This is a genomic window from Paenibacillus sp. RC334 (assembly GCF_030034735.1).
Classification (GTDB): Bacteria; Bacillota; Bacilli; order Paenibacillales; family Paenibacillaceae; genus Paenibacillus; species Paenibacillus terrae_A.
In genome coordinates this window covers 2,325,107-2,342,794 of sequence record NZ_CP125370.1, presented here as the reverse complement: position 1 = coordinate 2,342,794, position 17,688 = coordinate 2,325,107, and the positions used below count along the sequence as shown (strand labels likewise).

Here is a 17,688-nt window from a genome sequence, read left to right as displayed (position 1 = left end):
CTCCCCCGGATCATGACACTTGTTCCCCAATACATACCTATGCAGGCGGCGGGAAGCTTATGATCTGTAGTGAATGAAAATTCTCCATATTCATTTAAGGCTTGATCCAGGACCATTGCAAATCCATTTCCTGAATGCATTCGCGGTTATCGTGTTCATCATTGGCGACCAGCGGGGTCACCGGATAGATGCTCATATCGCCCTGTTCATACGTGCACAGCAACGGTAGCAACTCATCTATGTTCTTAATGGACGGGTCCAGCCATGAATCCATATTCGAGGGTTCCAAAATGGCGGGCATACGTCCGTCAAATTCACGAATATCCGCATTGGCCTGCACCGTCATCATCGTACAGGTACGTAGCGGCTCCTTACGGCTATCCTGCCATACCTCATACAATCCCGCGACCGCAAACATTTTCTGTCCTGGCAACACCACCCGCACCGCACACATACGTTTACCAAGCTTTCGCCAATAATAAAAGCCGTTGCAAGGAATGACACAACGTCGGGTTTCGGCCATTTTGCGGTAACTCGGATTCACTCGTACCGTATTCAAATCGGCGTTGACACAATCCTTGCCCCAGTAGGGGATAAATCCCCAGCGAAATTCATCTAGCACCCGTTCCCCCTCCTGATGCAGCACGATGGGAACATGCTGGGTAGGGCTCATATTGTAACGTGTTTTATAATAATACATCACCCGTTGTATGCCAAAATGATCCCTTACCTCGTCCAAATCAGCCGATAACGAAAACCTTTTGCACATATGCTATTCATCCTTCCGCCTTCTTTTTCATCTATTGTGCGGTTATACAAGGAAAAATATGCATATAGCAAAAAAGCGCACGGCAAGAACATATAGCAATATCCCCGCAGTTTTGAAGCTACGGGGATCGATGCTAAGCTATATCGTTACTATTTCTTTTCTACTGCATGACCGCCAAATTCATTGCGCAGCGCGGCAACGACTTTCCCGTTGAACGTATCTGCATCCAGAGAACGGTAACGCATCAGCAGGGACAACGCAATAACCGGAGTAGCCGCCTGAATGTCCAATGCCTCCTCAACCGTCCATTTGCCTTCGCCGGAAGAGTGCATAACCCCGCGAATTTCATCCAGATTTGCATCCTTGGAAAATGCACGTTCGGTCAAGCCCATCAACCAGGAGCGAATAACGGAACCGTTGTTCCAAACGCGTGCCACTTGCTCATAATCGAAGTCAAAGCTGCTTTTCTCCAGCACTTCAAAGCCTTCACCAATGGAGGCCATCATACCATATTCCACACCGTTGTGAACCATTTTGAGAAAATGTCCGCTACCGGATTTACCTGCATACAGATAACCATTTTCAACTGCTGTATCGCGGAAAATAGGCTCAACAAACGCCCATGCTTCCGGGTCGCCGCCAATCATGTAACAAGCGCCACTACGTGCACCTTCCATACCACCGGAGGTTCCGGCATCCATGAAGCTGATACCGTATTCCTTCAGACGGGCATGACGAGCAATCGACTCTTTGTAATGAGAGTTACCGCCTTCAATAATAATGTCCCCTTTGGACAAAATCGGTTGAAGCTGATCCAGCACGGAATCAACAATTTGATGGGGAACCATAATCCACAGTACTCTTGGGGATTGGGTCGCCTGCACAAGCTCTTCCAGTGTGGAAGCACCTGTAGCACCGTAATCCTTCATTTCTTGAATCGCTGCTGCATTGACGTCGTAAGCGACAACTTCATGCTTGTGATCGATCAAGTTTTTTCCGAGATTCAAGCCCATTTTTCCCAAACCGATTAATCCAACTTGCATTGTAAAGGCCTCCTGCCGTAGCAAAAATATATTCTCAATGTAGTGATGTGTACATGTTTACGAACGAACAACCGCTTTTTCAGAACGTTCTGACTTTTGATCCAGCCACCATGTAAAGCCCTGTTCCTCCAACAATTGGTCAGAAGCCTCTGGACCGTAGGAGCCTGCCGCATACGTATGAAGCGGAACTTCGCCGCGAGCAAAAGCTTCCAGCACTGGCTGTACCCACATCCATGAAAGCTCAACTTCATTCCAGTGAGCGAAATAGGTGGAGTCGCCGCGCAGCGCATCAAAGATGAGGCGCTCATAAGCTTCCGGTACATCCTTGGCCTCTGATGTGTAATTCATCAGCACCGTCTCCAGTTGACCATTATTCAGTGGGTCCTTACTGTTCAGACGCAGTGTTACCTTTTCATCCGGATTCACATGAATCGTAAGCAAGTTCGGCTCGGAAGGCTGTCCTTGAGCCGCATACGGGTCTGTGCTATCCTTTTTAAATTCCACGACGATACGTGTAGATTTTTCCTTCATGCGTTTGCCTGTGCGAATATAGAACGGCACACCTGACCATTGCTCATTGTCAATCCACAGACGAGCTGAAATGAAAGTATCATTTTGTGAGTCCGGTCCAATGTCCGGCTCTTCTTTATAGGAAGGAACTGTTTTTCCGTTAATCTCACCGTTCGTGTATTGGCCTCTCACCACGCTGGAAGCAATATCGGAAGGATCGAGCGCACGCAACGCCTCCATAACCTTGCTTTTTTCGTCACGCACCTGATCTGCCGTTACATGTCCCGGCTTATTCATAGCCGCCATCATCAGCACTTGCAGCATGTGATTCTGCACCATGTCCCGAATAGCTCCGGAGTGATCATAATATCCTGCGCGTTCCTCGACGCCTACAGTTTCGGAAGCGGTAATTTGCACATTGGCAATGTATTGATTGTTCCACACACCCTGAAGCAAGGGATTAGCAAATTTCAAGGCTTCCAGGTTTTGCACCATCGGCTTACCGAGGTAATGGTCAATACGATAAATTTCATCCTCAGCAAACGTTCTGCTTAAGCGATCATTCAGCTCACGTGCAGATTCCAGATCATGTCCGAATGGTTTTTCGATAATAAGCCGTTTCCAGCCCTTCGTTTCAGCCAAACCGCTTTCCCGGATGTTGAGGGCAATCACATCAAAAAATTCCGGTGCCACCGATAAGTAAAACATGCGGTTCCCCGGAATTCCCAAGTCATTTTCACGTTGCTCAGCAAGCTGTAACAGCTTTTTATAATCTTCCGGGTGATTGACGTTCAATGCACTGTAGCGGAAAGCGCTCAGGAACTGATCCATCTGTGCACGGTCATTATTCACGTATCTGGAAAAATCCTTAATGGATTGTTCTACGTTACTTTGAAACTGTTCGTCAGCCACTTCACGACGCCCCATACCAATTACAGAAAAGGAAGCCGGAATTTTACCTTCTACAAACAAATTATACAAGGCAGGGTAGATTTTACGTTTAGCCAAATCCCCTGTCGCTCCAAATAAGACAAAAGTCATTGAATCCATAAATTATTCCTTCTTCCCATTATAAAAGATGAGGTTATTAAAAGTTACCTGAGGAATTAACGTAACCTATAATACACCCAAAATAAGGGGCAAGTCAATCAAATTTTAGCGAAATCGTGAACATTCGATATTTCCTGTAATGATAACGTTTTCTGTGGTATGATTGACGCAAGGAATGAGGAAAAACTGTTAAAAATGTCACAGTTGACACAAACCAAGATAGTTACTATTGGTATACAGAGTTACTTTTAGTATACTGTTTAAAACAACCAATGAAATTGAGGGGATTCAGATGAGCGACGACAGGCAGCCTAAGCTTTTGTGCGGCAAGGTGGAACAGTCCTTTCAGATCATCAGCAAAAAATGGACCGCTCTCATCATCCATACTTTGATGGAACATCCCAAACGATTCAGTGAGATTCATGTTTCCATACCTGATCTTAGCAAACGTATGCTGAATGAACGTATTAAGGAGTTGGAGCATAGCGGCCTGATCCTTCGCAATGTCATTACAGAGCGGCCCGTGCGTACCGAGTATTCGCTGACACGCAAGGGTAAGGAGCTCGGTGATGCATTGAATGGCGTAGAGAGCTGGGCCGAAAGATGGCTCTAACCGCTAACAGGAGATCGTCATACACGGTCTTCTGTTATTGTGTTACCCTTTAGGAATCGTAATACAGGCTATAATGTGAAAATAATGGTACGCCTACCCGGCAGCTCATGATTTCGGAGCGAACCAAGAAAGGATGAGACCGATGGCATTTGGCATTACCCGGCAGGAGCTTTCAGCTTGGAAAAGAGAGGTCAGTCGTGGTGAAATTGCTTTTCTGACGCATTACTGGCTGGATGACCGCTTTCCAGGTATTACAACCGTAACCAAGGTGGGGTGTTCCAATTTGGACAAGTTGCGTTTATGGTGCAGCAATAATGGATTGGATCCCCAATATATTCACCAGCGTCAGCCCTATCCCCATTTTGACCTGATCGGCAACAAACAAACGGAAATTTTGCGCAAGTATGGCATGAACGAGCAATTGGAGCGCTTCGGCCTTCATCTTCACACAGGTATATGTCCACCATTTTAAACCGCAGTTCCTAGAGCTGCGGTACTTTTGTTTTCATACCAGATAATACTTTGTGTATCCAGATCGCTGACATCGCTCCTTCTCCCATCGCGACAGTCGCTTGCTCGGCATGGGCCCCCAAATCTCCGGCTACCCATACATTCTCTACATTGGTCATTTTGCTGCGGGGGTGAGTCTCAATATGCTTGTTATCCAGCAAGTGCACGCCCAACTGCTCGGCCAGCTCTGAATGGACTTGGTTGCCTCCAAAGGCCAAAAAGCCCCGCTCCGCCCGAACAACCTCTCCATTAGCCAGCCGAACTCCTTCAAAATGTCCCGGTTCCCCGATCATGATCCTGGAAATGGCTTCCTCCTTGTATCCTATTCCTTTCTCGCGCAGCTTCATCATCAGCTCGTCCGGCACCTCTGAACGCTCATGGTTTACATAAACCAGGTGGTCGGTACGCGCCGATAAAATCAGAGCCATGGAAGCTCCGGCTTTTCCCGCCCCCATCACGACCGTACTGCGATCCTGAACCTCGTATCCGTCACAGTCCGGGCAGACATACACGCTATTGCCCAAGCAGGCCAGAAGCCCCTCCAGCTTTGGAAAGCGATCGGTCAGCCCCGTTGCCAGCAGCAGCGTCTTTGAGGAATACACCGTTCCCTCTTCCACTTGAATGGCAAAAAGCTCATCTCTCTTGGCAGCTTTCACCGCCTTACCTTCAACAAATTCAGTGCCTAGCTTCGTGGCCTTATTACGTCCAAGCCGTCGCAGCTCCTCACCTGAAATCCCATCAGGAAAGCCCAAAATATTATGATACTGATGGCACAACGTGGAACGACCATAGCCCGAATCTATCACCAGAACCCGATGGCTGCTATATCTTCCCAATTGAATGGCTGCTTGCAGCCCGGCAATCCCTCCGCCAACAATAATGCAATCGTATGGCATATATTTTTCCTCCCTCATCAATAACACCTATGTAACCCTCTCATACAAATTTAAACGTAGCATCACCCGCTTCCGCCTGAATTAACCCCTGAATCATCCCGTTCACAAAAAAGTACATATCCAGAAGCTCACTCCTTAAAAATGGAATGTCAAAAAGCACTGTGGGTATCCACAGTGCTTTGATCAGGCGAGCATGAATCGTCGTTGCATTGTCTGGCTTATTTAAACGTTTTTACGCGTTCTTCAACAGGTTGGAATTCTTTTTCACCTGGTTGGAATGTCGGTTTACCGAATGGCAATTCAGCAATCAGTTTCCAATGCTCAGGAATGTTCCATTCATTTTTCACTTTTTCGTCGATCAAAGGATTGTAATGCTGAAGGGATGCGCCCAGTCCTTCTTGCTCCAGAGCTGTCCATACCACCAATTGCAGCATACCGCTGGATTGGTTAGACCAGATTGGGAAGTTGTCCGCATAAGCTTCAAATTGTTGTTGCAAACCAGCCACTACATTGTTGTCTTCAAAGAACAATACAGTGCCATAGCCGCTACGGAAGCCGTTCATTTTCTCAGCAGTAGATTTAAATTGCTCTTCATTGCCTACAACTTCGCGCAAAATATTTTCTGTAATATTCCACAATTTGTCGTGATGCTCTCCGAGCAGTACAACTGCACGTGAAGTTTGGGAGTTGAAAGAGGTAGGTGTATATTTAACAGCTTCCTCTACAATCTCTTGAATCCGTTGGTCGGAAATTACTTGTTCTTTGCTAATACCGTAATAGGAGCGTCTTTCTTTCAGAGCTGCGAAGAAATCTTTAGCCATTTTTGTTACCTCCTGAGAAAAATTAATTACTTTTCGTAACTAAATATATATTGTATTTGTCTTAAAGTCAAGAGATTTCTTTTTAAATATTACCAGTTCCTTGATTCATGATGGGCCAGCATTGTATTTTTTCTCACTGGAAGAGGTATGCTTGGTGACATCCTTATCTTTTTCCTCCTGACGTTCCATCTTAAATCCTCTACGGGAATGGCCTCTACCGTCTGTTCACTTTCAAATCGGTCGAACAAGCTCTCCTGCTCCTTCGGATACTGCTCAGGGTGATCCCGATTTTCGCTTCCCTCCCTATCGGATTGGTGTCCACAGTATACTTTTACCTTTCAGGTCAGGGATTAAACGCAAAAAAAGAAAATCTCCGCAAAGATTTTCTCTACTCACGTTCTTGTTTATAGTTTATTGTTGAATTATTGTGAACTGGATTCCCCTGTACACTCATGAAAAAGATGTGGTTTCAGCTTCTCTCCTGCAACAAGCTTCTGCACCAGTTCTGTGCCCGCAGCAGGCGTCATCTGACCATACCAGTCCCCTTGAGGGTATACGATAACAACCGCAGCATCGTGACAACGGCCATTACAACGAGTTCTGGTCGTATGAATATAAGCTTCTGCGTTTTGTTCACGGATTTCATCCCGAATTGCTTGTGTAACTTCTTCACCTTCATGCCGCATACACGTGCCTCCATTACAGATCAACACATGATGCTTCATCGGTTCCAATTCAAAAATAGCCATAGCTTCCCCTTTAATCAACGGTTGTTGGTTTATTCATGCTTATCTGGATAAAGTACAAGCTGTGCTTCCATCTGCCCGGCTTCAATCGTCAGCACGATAAATGAATATTCGTCCTCGCCGCGCTTGTCTGTCGGAGATCCGGGATTGAGGACAAGCAGGCCGTCCAACTTTTTGACAACCGGAATATGCGAATGTCCGTAAATCAGGCAATCCAGTGTTTCTCCCTTAAACGTATTCAACGCGATATTCTCTGTCGAGCCGCGCCAGCCGTGACCGTGAACCATACCGATCCGTTTACCCTCGACTTCAACGATTCTTTGATAGCCCAGACGCTCTACGATGTCTACTCCATCATTGTTTCCGGCAATCCCTTGCACAGGTGCAAATTCGGACAGCCTTTCAAATACGAACCAGTCCGTCCAGTCTCCGGCATGGAGAATGAGGTCGCTGCCTTTGAGCTCCTGTACAAGCCGACCAGGAAGCGCTTTGCCTCGGTGCGGCATATGAGTATCTGAAAGTACGATGATTTTCATTGCAATTCTCCTTACCGGCGTCTTTACACGGATGAACTCTGCTGCCCAACCCGCTGCTGAAGCGCCTGCTCCAGATCCCGCAGCGTTACTGTCTCGAAAAACGCTTGTATTTTCTGCTCTGCCAAGGTATATAATCCGTCCAGCAAAGCGTCGATGTTCTTGCCTACCTCGCAATTATGATTGCTGTCACCATGGATAGCGAACAGCGGGCCGTCGTCTTTGGTCGCTTCATATATCATTTTAAGATTAATATTGGAACTGGACATGCTCAGACGAAAGCCGCGTGCTCCTGGTGAGGAATCAACCAGACCGGCTTGCTTGAGTCGGCTCATGATTCTTCTCACAACCACCGGATTCGTATTGATACTGGAAGCGACAAGTGTCGAAGTCATCCGCTCCGGCGCTCCTTCAGCCAGAAGAAGCAGACAATGGATACTAACGGAAAAATGGGTACTCATGTTAACCACCTTTATATGTGTGCCTCATTAAATGTTTGTGTACACATGCATAGTCCCATCATACCACAATGAGAGGCACCGACACAGCGCTTACTGCGCCTTACTCCGGAAAATAGTCATTTTCAGGGCGTACTCGCACCTTTAGCTGGCGGACGCTATACTCCAGTTGCTTAACGATGTCCTCCAGTTGGCGTCGGTCAAGTGCGTTATAATCGGCGGCAGGCTTGGGTGCGTTTTTCAAATCACGTATGGTTGCCTGCTGCTCCTGCCACTTGTCCATCAGATCGGCTATGTTCGCATAGAAGCGTTCATAATCCTTTATCACTTCATCCAGAAAGGCGTCCACCTCATCAGGATCATAGCCACGCATTTTATTTTTAAACTGTTTTTCATGAATGGAGAGCGCGTCCAGCTGAATCCCCAGTTGCTTAAACAACTGCTTTTGCTTTTCCAGACGACGCTTCATATGTTCATCCATCGGTTATTCCCTCCTTAACACACTATTCTTTTTATATCACATTCTAGGCTGGGAATAAAAGTCTCTGCTGATTGCCCAGTCCTGTGAGCGGGTATAGAAAAGTATAAAGAAGCGATTAATGCGCCACTAAATCCAACCTTCAGCCTATACTTAGAACACCTCAAGTGAATTTGATATTATTTTTCCATTCTCAATTCACTGTGTCATTATCTAGTTTTTACAAAGTCCCTAGACCAAAACATGAGCGATGCAGAGTACTCGATAGAAGGTGGAATCAACTATAGAGCACTCCCTTTCAAGCATTTCCTCGAATAATGTCGCCCAACAGAAACGCCCGCACCCGCTCAGAGGGTACGGCAATGATAAGATTTTCTTAACATTACTCCAACGTGTCTCTAGTCCTGCACCAAAGAGAGCTTCAAGACATTGCTTTCTGTACGGAAGAACTGGTAGGGCATATAACCCAGTTATTGGATAATCTTGAGGCTGGAATCCTGGGATAACCCGTCCGCCTTTAAATAAGAACAGAACGCCTGCAAGGCTTCTCTTACCGATTCTACCACCGCGTCCGTTACCTCATACCCTTCCTCCCACCACCAATTCTTGATCCGCAATGGCTCGGTCCCCCGATGCATATCCGGTTCAAATCGGGCGACAAGTTGATTTCCATAAAGAACAGGAAGAACATAGTACCCGTATTTTCGCATGGAGACTGGCCTGTATACTTCCCAGCTATATTCGAAATGAAAGAGATCTTTGATTAATTTCCGATCCCATAACAGATTGTCGAGCGGAGCAAGGAAATGGACCGTCTTGTTAAAATCCGATTTCATATGGTTGTAAAATGTAACATCCTCAGTTTTCATATAAAAAGTTTCCTTTATACCTGCCACCTTGACCTTGCTCAGTTCACCCTCTTCAAACAATTCGTGTAAAATTTTAGTTCTCAAAGGCTTATCCGAGACGAAATGGCCCAGCCAGCCTCCTCCGTTCCGATCCCAATAGGCTCCAATACCTCCAATCCTTCTCTTGAAATACCATTTATAAAAATCATGATCATTCTCGAACGGATCTATTTGGTCCAGAATTTCTTTGGGCAAAAGCTTCTCGGTTAAATCGTATATTTTCTGGGTGTTTTTTTCTCTTTAACCGATAAAGTTCCTGCGTTCCACATGTAATCCATCGCTGCGCTGGACAGTTTGCCATGCCCCCATCGTCCATTCTTCGCATTTCCTAAATCCAACTTCAGAGGTGAGGCGGGACCGTGACTCTCTATAAACATTTTGACCTCGTCCACATATTGAATAGCTTCCAGCGACTGTCGATATGCCAATATTCCTTCCATCTCTCTCACCTTACTAGCCCTGAGTCTTTGGAAAAATGGCCAGTCTTCTACCGAATAGATCGACATCATTTTATCCCAGCCATCAATCAATTTTTGTTTGCCGTACAACAGATGTTCCAGTATCACAGGATCGTAATTGCTAAATCGGGATTGCAGCATAAGATCCGGATTACGGCCGACCATGTTAAGAGGATCATATTGGATACACCCTACTTTTTTGATAAAATCGACAATAACCACTTCGTCCGCCAGGGGCTTCAGTGACGTCAATCCTTGATAGGCGAGCAGATACGCTCGCATCTCTTCCTGGGATACTTGAATCTCCTCCATGACCTTTCCTTCCTTCTCTTCTTGTCTCTCATACTGATCGAGTCGCGACGGCGGTCCTAGAATACAGTACGTCCAATTAGCCTGCCACAGCCGCCAAATGTTATGTCAAAGATTACGTTTAACATATGTAATTTGTTTAATAATTTACACTTACCTGTAGCGTATGTATTCGTTCATCTAAAAAAGCAGCTTGTCCCTGTGACAGGCTGCTTTTTTACGCTTTCTGAGGACTGTTTATCCGGTATATCCGATCTCTACCCGTTTCCGGCTGCGGGACGACTCGATACAAGCGTCGATCACCTTCATATTGCTTACCGCGTCTTCGGGTTCATACGGCAACGGAACACCGTCAAGCACCGCTTTGGCAAAAGCATCCGCTTGTAGCTCAAAGGAATTGTAACCTTTAAGTCTTTCCTCGCGTGTAACCGAACCGACATGGACGAAAATTTGCGGGACGACAGATGATCTTTCCCAGCCGAACATTTTAGGCATCGCAATCGTCCCTTTGCTACCCAGAACCTCCATATTGGAACGGTTTGCTGCCCACATGCCACAATCGAAGGTAAGGTTCACCCCGCCCGGAAATTCCAGCAGGCCGGATGCCATCATATCCACATTGTCATGCTCTGGTGAAAATAAAGCATGTACTGTCACCGCCTCCGGCTCCCGATCCAAATACATACGGGCCGCCGAAATCGGATATACGCCTGCATCGTACAACGATCCACCGCCCATGCTTTTATTGAAGCGTACATTATCTGCCTGATCGGCATTGTTAAACGTAAATGTGCAATGCATGCCGCGAATGTCGCCAATTTCCCCGCTATTGATAATTTCCTTAATTCTTCGATGCTTCGGATGATAGCGATACATAAAAGCTTCTGCAAAAATGACTCCTGCACTTTTACAGGCTTCAATCATGCGGCTTGTCCCGGCTGAGCTAAGAGAGGATGGTTTTTCGCACAAAACGTGCTTCCCCGCTTCCGCGGCCCGGATCGTCCACTCTTCATGCAGATGGTTCGGCAACGGGATGTACACCGCCCCGATTTCAGGATCAACCAACAATTCCTCGTAGCTTCCATAGCTTTTCGGAATATCGAACTCCTGGGCGGCCTCAGCGGCTTTATCCGCATTGCGACTAGCAATCCCAAGTACTTCTCCGCGTTCGGATTGCTGAATTGCCGGAATTACAGCAATTTTGGCAATCTCCGCAGTGCCTAAAATTCCCCATTTCAGCTTTCTACCCATCATTCTCATCCTTTCGTGGTCAGGAATAGTTGTCTTGTTCCGCTTTGTGCAGCATACCTAAGCAACGGTCCAAATCGGTTTTGACCTGCTTCTTGTACAGTCGCGCTTTCTCCTCCCCATCATCTGTAAAATGATAAAGTACAATTTCCTGAAAATCTACGCGGGGATCTGTTCCTTTTAACCGTTTGGTACGGTAAAAAACGCCCTCCTGCACCAGCTCGTGCAGCGCCCGATAGACCTCACTCTGAGGCGGAACATATCCAAAGCCACTAAACTCATCCTTCATCGATTCGAGCATCTGATATCCATAACCGCGATGCTTCTCCACCATTGTGATCAGATAAATTTTGATAAAAGCCCGCTGGGATATCATAAACGCCATTTCACGGCCTCCTCTTCACACCATTCTCTTATATCTTACCTTCCATTATAAACCACTCAGCGCCTATACACTAATGATAGGGGGATTTTCAAGCTCTTCCTTGTGACCTGTTTGAAGTTGGCGGGAGATATAAAATGAAGCGTTGTGAGATAGTCGGCGAAGTGGCGGTCTGTGATTCTGTCTTTTTCTATTATGAATTTTTCATATATTGAAATAATATAATAAAGACTAAAAAAATAGAGTTACAGATTATGAAGACTTACTTAATTTCTTTAAGGCATCCGTATCGTTACTTGTCAAAACAGGAATACATTCTGTTATTTTTTGGATATCCCAGTTCCACCATTCTAGTGTATTGAGTAGTTCAATCGTTTCCTCGTCAAACCGATAACGAATTAATTTTGCCGGATTTCCACCTACAATAGAATAAGGCAAGACATCTTTAGTCACCACGGCATTGGATGCGATGATCGCTCCATTTCCTATATGGACTCCAGGCATAATGGTAGCATTGTAGCCTATCCAAACATCGTTCCCAACCACGGTATCCCCTTTGAAACCTCCACTTAAATTGGGTAAACCAACTGCCCACTCTCCACCAAACGCTCCAAAAGGAAAAGTGGTAAATGCATTTGTATTGTGATTTGCACCATTCATAATAAATTTGGCCCGGGTTGCAATTGCGCAAAACTTACCGATTTTTAATTTATCCCCTATAAAATCAAAATGGTAAAGGACGTTTTTTTCAAAATCCAGAGGATTATGTTGGTCGTCATAATAGGTATAATCCCCGATTTCGATATGTGGATTAACCACTACATTTTTCAAAAAACACAGACTTCTAATATTTTTCATCGGGAAAACGCTTCCTGGATCTGGACCACTCATGTAGCAACACCCCTATAATGTTATAGATTCACCTTAAATGAAAAGGCATGTCCAAGTCTAACAGTATGCATACCATTAAACAAATGGAGAAAATAAAAGATATCCCTCGGCCTTGTTACATGGGCTTCGGGATACCTTTTGTGAAAATATGTGATTGGGTTTACCAAATCAGGCTTGCTTATGCAAGGCTGACGGACCTCCAGCCGGGCGTGGACGAATCCGAAGCCCCACAATCCATTTTCCCAGAGGCAGACGTGCCAACAGCCACGTGCCTGCAACGGAAAAGACCATACAAAGGACGAACGAAGCCAGCGTGCGAAGAATCAGGCTCCAGTCTGCAAACAACGCCTCGTCAAAAGAGTACGTGACACGCAGCATAAAGGCGTGCATCAGATACGCTCCATAGGACAACTTCCCGATGGCAGTCAGCAACCCCGCCACACGCCCGCCCTTATGAGCGATCCACGTCGCCACACGGTAAGCAACAAAAATAGACGTGACACAATATACAGCCATGACCGGACGCAGCAGAGACAAGTAGTTAAAGGAAAGAACCGTGCCTCTCGGCGTCTGAAACAGACCGATCATCTCATACAGCAAGTAGCCTGTAATTACAATAAACAACGGCCAGTATATGATTTGAGCCTTGGTTACCCAAGCATTCCAGCGCCGGACATTCATCCCGGCTGCCGCGCCTAGCACAAAATAAAAGAAAAAGTAAATCACATTACGGTCAGCATAGATGGTGAACCAGGAAGTAACCACCGGAAGCTGGAGCCCATCCATCAACCGGTACATCGGACCCACCGCAAACATGAGCATGATGTACAGCACGCCGACTCCAGCCAATGCAGCGGGTCGCCATGTTGACGGCAATACCGCTGACAAACGGCGGACGGCATAACGAAACACTGGAAATAGCACATAACACTGGATAATCATCACGATATACCACAGATGATAGCTGCTTTTCCCATTCAAAAGCTTCTGGAAAAAATCTAGCGGGTGAAGCTGCCCTCCACTTTGGACAAGCTGATTTCCCAATTCGTATAAAAGAGACCATATGATATAAGGCACGATGATGTCCATGAACCTTTTACGTAAAAACGTTCCGTACTTTAAAGCTCCATCATAATTGTAAAATAGCACCATCCCGGTGATAAACACAAACACGGGAACCGCAAATTTGGAACACAGCAGTAAAAGTGTCATCAAAACTCCGTCCTGGATGCGCGCCCCCTGTGCAACCGCATAATGTGCGACAGAATGCTGAAGAACAACGGCGGCAAAGGCCAGCCCTCTTAGCAAAGCGACTTCGGAAATTCTCTCTTTTTGACTCATGTCACTCTCCTGTTACATCTAGCAATATATAAGTCTATTATAACGACAATTCTGTAAAAATACATAGAAGGATAAACGTGCCAATGCAAGCAAGCTTCACTTATCTCCGGTTTATCAACGAGCATACATATGGAAAAGCAGCAGCCTTCCCTTTCGGGGAGACTGCTGCTTTAAGCGTAAGCTATAAAGTTACAGGTTTCTTCTGGTATCTGTGTACGCATCTGTCCGGGTATCCGCTACCGTAGCATCATACGTTCTGTAACGATCCGCATTCAGAGAACGGTTGGTGCGGAAAATATCATACACATCCCTGCGATGATCAGCGGAGTCCACCAGCACTAAAATCTTGCCCTGATCGACGTAGGTCTCGTATTGACGCGCATCATCTTCAGGGATGCCCAGCCCGACCAGTCCACCGACCAAGCCACCTGCTCCCGCTCCGACAGCCGCTCCGGTAAGGGTAGCCGCGATAGGTCCAGCAGCGACAATAGGTCCGATGCCCGGAATAGCCAAGGCCCCGATGCCTGCCAGCAAGCCAGCGACCCCGCCTACAACACCGCCTGTAGCCGCGCCTGTCGCTACACCCTCCGGTGCTTTGGTGCCTGTCTCTTCACTAATCGTCCTCAGCTCGTCACGGTCACGTGTGATAACAGAAATTTCACTGCTTGGAATGCCTCTGCTTTGCAATTGTCCAATCGCATGAGATGCTTCCTGCTCTGTATCAAAAACACCGACAATTTTCTTTTCGTTATAATCGTTTAAGTTATTAGCCATGGTAGTTACCTCCCAATATTTTGGTGTTGAGTGGTTCGTCCTTCATTACCCCGCTGTTCTGACGTTTAAACGATTTTACGAAAATTCAAAAAGCCGATGAACGAAAACAGAGCTTCATTTCAAACCAAAAATTCGCATAAAAAAGCTGCTGTTCAACGCTTGGGCTTCGTTCTGTTGGTCGCCACAGCTTCCAGTGGATCATCCGGCCAATAATGCTTGGGATATCTGCCCTTTAGATCCTTTTTGACCTCAAAATAAGCCTCGCTCCAGAAGCTGGACAAGTCGGAGGTCACTTGCACAGGTCGCTGTGCAGGTGACAGCAGATGCAGCACGATTGGCACGCGTCCGCGTCCAATACGCGGCGTATCACGCATACCAAACAACTCTTGTAACCGCACCGCCAGCGCAGGCGCCTCGGGATTCGTATAATCGACAGGAATACGGGAACCGCTGGGCACACGGATATGCGTCGGCGCTTCCTGCTCAAGCTGCTGTCGTTGTTCCCAATCCAGTCTGCCCAACAGCAATGCAGCACCGTCCAGCCGTTGCAGATCGGATACATTTTTGGCTCCAAGGGCAAAAGGCAGCAGCCACGAGTCCAGTGAATCCAGTAACGCTGGCTCGGTGCTGTCTGGCCAATCCTCGGGTGCCGAGAAGTGCATAAAAATCAAACGCGCCTGCAACTGGAGGGTTTGCCGATTCCAGGACAGCAGCTTTAGACCGCGTTCACAGACACCCTGCATCAAGGCAGCAGCGATTTCCTCTGTCGGAGGACGCTCATAGGACGTTTCCTTTAAAACGAGCGAGCCCAATTGTAATACCTTACGGGCTCTTACTGCTGACGCTGAGTTGTCCCAGTATACGTTCGCTTTCTCCAGCAGCAATTCGCTGCAATGCTCGATCAGCTCTTGCAGTTCAATCGGTGCCGCCAGCTGAATGGCACCGTCCGCTCCCTCGTCGTCCACTTCGGCGGCGACGAGATAGGACGAACGCGACATCCACTCCACTTGTCGGAGTCGCGCACCCCGGCCGCCGCTAAGCAGAAAGCGGCCATCCCCCCGGCCCTGCGCGATCCGGTCCGGATACGCAAAGGCCAGTAGCAGCCCGCAGGCCCCGGAGCCGTCAGGCTCGTCCTGCCCTGCGGCTGCTTTCGGCAGCGTAGCAAGTAGCTGCCGACTCTCCTGCACGATACGGCGAATCACCGTATCGTCTGCCGCCCGCAACAGGCTGTGCGTGCTGCGGGCGTGAGCCGCCTCGCGCAGGGCGTCCAGCCGCGGGCGCAAATCCGTTCCGCCATGAGCGCGGAACGGATCCCGCTCTTGCAGCAGCGCAGCGAGGCGGCTGGCGGTCGGCGCCAGGCCGAGGGCGGTCGCGCGCAGCAGCATGTGCCCGAGGCGCGGATGCGCGCCCAGGGCAGACACCTCGCGCCCGTGCGCGGTAATGCCGCCTGCCCTGCCATCGGCTGTGGCATCCAGGCAGCCGAGCTGTCGCAGCAGGCCCGTGGCCTGGCGGTACGCCGCCTCAGGCGGGGCATCCAGCCAGCCCAGCTCGGCTGGCTCACGGACGCCCCAGGCGGCCAGCTCCAGCGCGAGCGTGGCCAGATCTGCCGCCGCGATTTCCGGGCGGCTGGCATCGGGGAGCGCGGCGTGTTCCTGCGCGCTCCACAGCCGGTAGCACACGCCCGGCTGAAGGCGGCCCGCCCGACCGCGCCGCTGATCGGCGGAAGCCTTGGACACCTTAACGGTGGTCAAACGGCTCATGCCGGTTCGCGCGGAAAATACGGATTCCCGCGACAAGCCGCTATCTATCACTACCGTAATCCCGGCTATCGTCAAGCTGGACTCGGCAATAGAGGTTGCCAATACGACCTTACGGCTACCCAAAGCCGACGGTCGTATCGCCTCATCCTGCTGCTCCAGCTTCATACTGCCGTACAGCGGAATAACCTTGACGTGTGCAGGCAAATTCCTTGACGCCAGCTCACGTTCTGTTCTATGAATTTCTCTGGCCCCCGGGAGAAATACCAGCAGATCGCCTTCATGAGCATGAAGGGCCTTGTCTACCGTCTCTGCCGTAAAGGACTCTAATGGGGTCGATGAAGGCTTGGACAAATGAAACGTCTCTACCGGAAATACCGTGCCGGGACATTCCAGCAATGGAGCGTCCCCCAATAGACGGCATACAGGCTCAGCCTCCAGTGTCGCGGACATGATCAATATTTTTAAATCAGGCCGCAACAGTGCCTGACTTTGCAGCGCAAGCGCCAAGCCCAAATCTGCATGCAGGCTACGTTCATGAAACTCATCAAAAATGATCAGGCCGATCCCCTCCAACGCCTGATCATTTTGCAGCATCCGGATCAGCACGCCCTCCGTAACCACTTCAATCCGCGTATTCGGCCCTACTTTTGTATCCATGCGAACCCGGTAGCCCACCGTCTGCCCGGTTTGTTCTCCCAGCGCTTTCGCCATTTGCGCCGCCGCTGCACGTGCCGCCAAGCGCCTTGGCTCCAGCATCAATATTTTTTGCCCCGCCAGCCACGGCTCGTGCAGCAGTTCCAGCGGCGTAACTGTCGTCTTGCCCGCGCCCGGCTGTGCAATCAATACGGCAGCCGAATGGGATTGCAGCGCATTTTTAAGCTCGGGAATAATTTGAATGATGGGCAGTTGTTTATCTGTATCTGTCAATGAAATCTCTCCAATGATACGCGGATGCGTAGAATCTAAGTGTTGTTTCTATATGAACAACGAATTTGCTTTTGTTATTGTGAATTTTTCACTACCTGTAATTATTATGGTTTGAATGACGAACCTTGAGTTTGCCTCATAGAGGCTTCTTCCTGCCCTGCAATGCTTTATTCTGAATCTATTATACAGATATTTTACTTTTCCGTCCGACCGCCACTGGTAGGGCAAATGAATCCGTGTCCGCTTCTGTACATGCCGGGATG

The 17,688-nt window shown here is 48.1% G+C and carries 19 protein-coding genes and 1 pseudogene; 2 read left to right on the top strand and 18 right to left on the bottom strand.

What is annotated here, in order from left to right:
* Positions 1-94 precede the first annotated feature (94 nt).
* The 3 genes from QMK20_RS11045 to zwf form a co-directional block, all read right to left on the bottom strand.
* Positions 95-769: an SOS response-associated peptidase gene (locus tag QMK20_RS11045; protein WP_283655728.1), complete on the bottom strand. Its 675-nt coding sequence runs from the start codon at positions 767-769 to the stop codon at positions 95-97.
* Between the two features lie 149 nt (positions 770-918).
* The gene (gene gnd / locus QMK20_RS11040; protein ID WP_192510466.1) at positions 919-1,812 is read right to left on the bottom strand and encodes a phosphogluconate dehydrogenase (NAD(+)-dependent, decarboxylating); all 894 of its coding nucleotides are present in this window, start codon (positions 1,810-1,812) and stop codon (positions 919-921) included.
* Between the two features lie 57 nt (positions 1,813-1,869).
* Positions 1,870-3,372 carry a glucose-6-phosphate dehydrogenase gene (gene zwf, locus QMK20_RS11035; RefSeq protein WP_283655727.1) on the bottom strand — a complete coding sequence of 501 codons (1,503 nt, stop codon included), beginning with the start codon at positions 3,370-3,372 and terminating at the stop codon, positions 1,870-1,872.
* Positions 3,373-3,664: 292 nt separating this feature from the next.
* Here zwf and QMK20_RS11030 point away from each other — a divergent pair, with 292 nt between their 5' ends.
* Together QMK20_RS11030 and QMK20_RS11025 are read left to right on the top strand one after the other, a co-directional pair.
* Complete coding sequence (locus QMK20_RS11030) at positions 3,665-3,985, top strand: winged helix-turn-helix transcriptional regulator (protein WP_044645595.1); 321 nt, start codon at positions 3,665-3,667, stop codon at positions 3,983-3,985.
* A 142-nt stretch (positions 3,986-4,127) separates the two neighbouring features.
* Complete coding sequence (locus QMK20_RS11025) at positions 4,128-4,457, top strand: hypothetical protein (RefSeq protein ID WP_283655726.1); 330 nt, start codon at positions 4,128-4,130, stop codon at positions 4,455-4,457.
* A 10-nt stretch (positions 4,458-4,467) separates the two neighbouring features.
* Here the strand turns inward: QMK20_RS11025 and QMK20_RS11020 are convergent, their stop codons facing one another.
* The 15 genes and pseudogenes from QMK20_RS11020 to hrpB form a co-directional block, all read right to left on the bottom strand.
* The gene (locus tag QMK20_RS11020) at positions 4,468-5,391 is read right to left on the bottom strand and encodes an NAD(P)/FAD-dependent oxidoreductase (RefSeq protein WP_283655725.1); all 924 of its coding nucleotides are present in this window, start codon (positions 5,389-5,391) and stop codon (positions 4,468-4,470) included.
* A gap of 218 nt (positions 5,392-5,609) precedes the next feature.
* A complete protein-coding gene (locus tag QMK20_RS11015) occupies positions 5,610-6,212 on the bottom strand; it encodes a nitroreductase family protein (RefSeq protein ID WP_283655724.1) in 603 nt (200 codons plus the stop codon).
* 105 nt (positions 6,213-6,317) lie between these two features.
* Positions 6,318-6,502 (bottom strand): annotated as a pseudogene (locus QMK20_RS11010) (hypothetical protein); the annotation flags it as partial.
* 132 nt (positions 6,503-6,634) lie between these two features.
* A complete protein-coding gene (locus QMK20_RS11005) occupies positions 6,635-6,961 on the bottom strand; it encodes a (2Fe-2S) ferredoxin domain-containing protein (RefSeq protein ID WP_283655723.1) in 327 nt (108 codons plus the stop codon).
* Positions 6,962-6,990: 29 nt separating this feature from the next.
* Positions 6,991-7,494, bottom strand: coding sequence for a metallophosphoesterase family protein (locus tag QMK20_RS11000; RefSeq protein WP_283655722.1), 504 nt, complete (start codon positions 7,492-7,494; stop codon positions 6,991-6,993).
* Positions 7,495-7,517: 23 nt separating this feature from the next.
* The gene (locus tag QMK20_RS10995; RefSeq protein ID WP_283655721.1) at positions 7,518-7,952 is read right to left on the bottom strand and encodes an Rrf2 family transcriptional regulator; all 435 of its coding nucleotides are present in this window, start codon (positions 7,950-7,952) and stop codon (positions 7,518-7,520) included.
* A 100-nt stretch (positions 7,953-8,052) separates the two neighbouring features.
* On the bottom strand, positions 8,053-8,430 hold the full coding sequence (locus QMK20_RS10990; protein WP_044645601.1) for a DivIVA domain-containing protein: 378 nt from the start codon (positions 8,428-8,430) through the stop codon (positions 8,053-8,055).
* 467 nt (positions 8,431-8,897) lie between these two features.
* Positions 8,898-9,530: a DNA glycosylase AlkZ-like family protein gene (locus QMK20_RS27360; protein WP_349362254.1), complete on the bottom strand. Its 633-nt coding sequence runs from the start codon at positions 9,528-9,530 to the stop codon at positions 8,898-8,900.
* 11 nt (positions 9,531-9,541) lie between these two features.
* Positions 9,542-10,105 (bottom strand): DNA glycosylase AlkZ-like family protein, encoded by a 564-nt coding sequence (locus QMK20_RS27355; protein WP_349362253.1) that lies wholly within the window; start codon positions 10,103-10,105, stop codon positions 9,542-9,544.
* A gap of 234 nt (positions 10,106-10,339) precedes the next feature.
* Positions 10,340-11,353, bottom strand: a complete 1,014-nt coding sequence (locus tag QMK20_RS10980) for a Gfo/Idh/MocA family protein (protein ID WP_283656249.1) — start codon at positions 11,351-11,353, stop codon at positions 10,340-10,342.
* A gap of 19 nt (positions 11,354-11,372) precedes the next feature.
* Positions 11,373-11,735, bottom strand: coding sequence for a replication termination protein (locus QMK20_RS10975; RefSeq protein ID WP_014281229.1), 363 nt, complete (start codon positions 11,733-11,735; stop codon positions 11,373-11,375).
* Positions 11,736-11,984: 249 nt separating this feature from the next.
* Complete coding sequence (locus QMK20_RS10970) at positions 11,985-12,623, bottom strand: CatB-related O-acetyltransferase (RefSeq protein WP_283655720.1); 639 nt, start codon at positions 12,621-12,623, stop codon at positions 11,985-11,987.
* Positions 12,624-12,791: 168 nt separating this feature from the next.
* A complete protein-coding gene (locus tag QMK20_RS10965; protein WP_283655719.1) occupies positions 12,792-13,964 on the bottom strand; it encodes an acyltransferase in 1,173 nt (390 codons plus the stop codon).
* A gap of 189 nt (positions 13,965-14,153) precedes the next feature.
* Complete coding sequence (locus QMK20_RS10960) at positions 14,154-14,738, bottom strand: general stress protein (RefSeq protein ID WP_283655718.1); 585 nt, start codon at positions 14,736-14,738, stop codon at positions 14,154-14,156.
* 152 nt (positions 14,739-14,890) lie between these two features.
* Positions 14,891-17,425, bottom strand: coding sequence for an ATP-dependent helicase HrpB (gene hrpB / locus QMK20_RS10955; protein ID WP_283655717.1), 2,535 nt, complete (start codon positions 17,423-17,425; stop codon positions 14,891-14,893).
* Between the last annotated feature and the right edge of the window lie 263 nt (positions 17,426-17,688).

Bases quoted from the DNA above. Each gene is read 5' to 3' on its own strand.
- QMK20_RS11045 (WP_283655728.1), bottom strand. From the start codon at position 769: ATGTGCAAAAGGTTTTCGTTATCGGCTGATTTGGACGAGGTAAGGGAT.
- gnd (WP_192510466.1), bottom strand. From the start codon at position 1,812: ATGCAAGTTGGATTAATCGGTTTGGGAAAAATGGGCTTGAATCTCGGA.
- zwf (WP_283655727.1), bottom strand. From the start codon at position 3,372: ATGGATTCAATGACTTTTGTCTTATTTGGAGCGACAGGGGATTTGGCT.
- QMK20_RS11030 (WP_044645595.1), top strand. From the start codon at position 3,665: ATGAGCGACGACAGGCAGCCTAAGCTTTTGTGCGGCAAGGTGGAACAG.
- QMK20_RS11025 (WP_283655726.1), top strand. From the start codon at position 4,128: ATGGCATTTGGCATTACCCGGCAGGAGCTTTCAGCTTGGAAAAGAGAG.
- QMK20_RS11020 (WP_283655725.1), bottom strand. From the start codon at position 5,391: ATGCCATACGATTGCATTATTGTTGGCGGAGGGATTGCCGGGCTGCAA.
- QMK20_RS11015 (WP_283655724.1), bottom strand. From the start codon at position 6,212: ATGGCTAAAGATTTCTTCGCAGCTCTGAAAGAAAGACGCTCCTATTAC.
- QMK20_RS11005 (WP_283655723.1), bottom strand. From the start codon at position 6,961: ATGGCTATTTTTGAATTGGAACCGATGAAGCATCATGTGTTGATCTGT.
- QMK20_RS11000 (WP_283655722.1), bottom strand. From the start codon at position 7,494: ATGAAAATCATCGTACTTTCAGATACTCATATGCCGCACCGAGGCAAA.
- QMK20_RS10995 (WP_283655721.1), bottom strand. From the start codon at position 7,952: ATGAGTACCCATTTTTCCGTTAGTATCCATTGTCTGCTTCTTCTGGCT.
- QMK20_RS10990 (WP_044645601.1), bottom strand. From the start codon at position 8,430: ATGGATGAACATATGAAGCGTCGTCTGGAAAAGCAAAAGCAGTTGTTT.
- QMK20_RS27355 (WP_349362253.1), bottom strand. From the start codon at position 10,105: ATGGAGGAGATTCAAGTATCCCAGGAAGAGATGCGAGCGTATCTGCTC.
- QMK20_RS10980 (WP_283656249.1), bottom strand. From the start codon at position 11,353: ATGGGTAGAAAGCTGAAATGGGGAATTTTAGGCACTGCGGAGATTGCC.
- QMK20_RS10975 (WP_014281229.1), bottom strand. From the start codon at position 11,735: ATGGCGTTTATGATATCCCAGCGGGCTTTTATCAAAATTTATCTGATC.
- QMK20_RS10970 (WP_283655720.1), bottom strand. From the start codon at position 12,623: ATGAGTGGTCCAGATCCAGGAAGCGTTTTCCCGATGAAAAATATTAGA.
- QMK20_RS10965 (WP_283655719.1), bottom strand. From the start codon at position 13,964: ATGAGTCAAAAAGAGAGAATTTCCGAAGTCGCTTTGCTAAGAGGGCTG.
- QMK20_RS10960 (WP_283655718.1), bottom strand. From the start codon at position 14,738: ATGGCTAATAACTTAAACGATTATAACGAAAAGAAAATTGTCGGTGTT.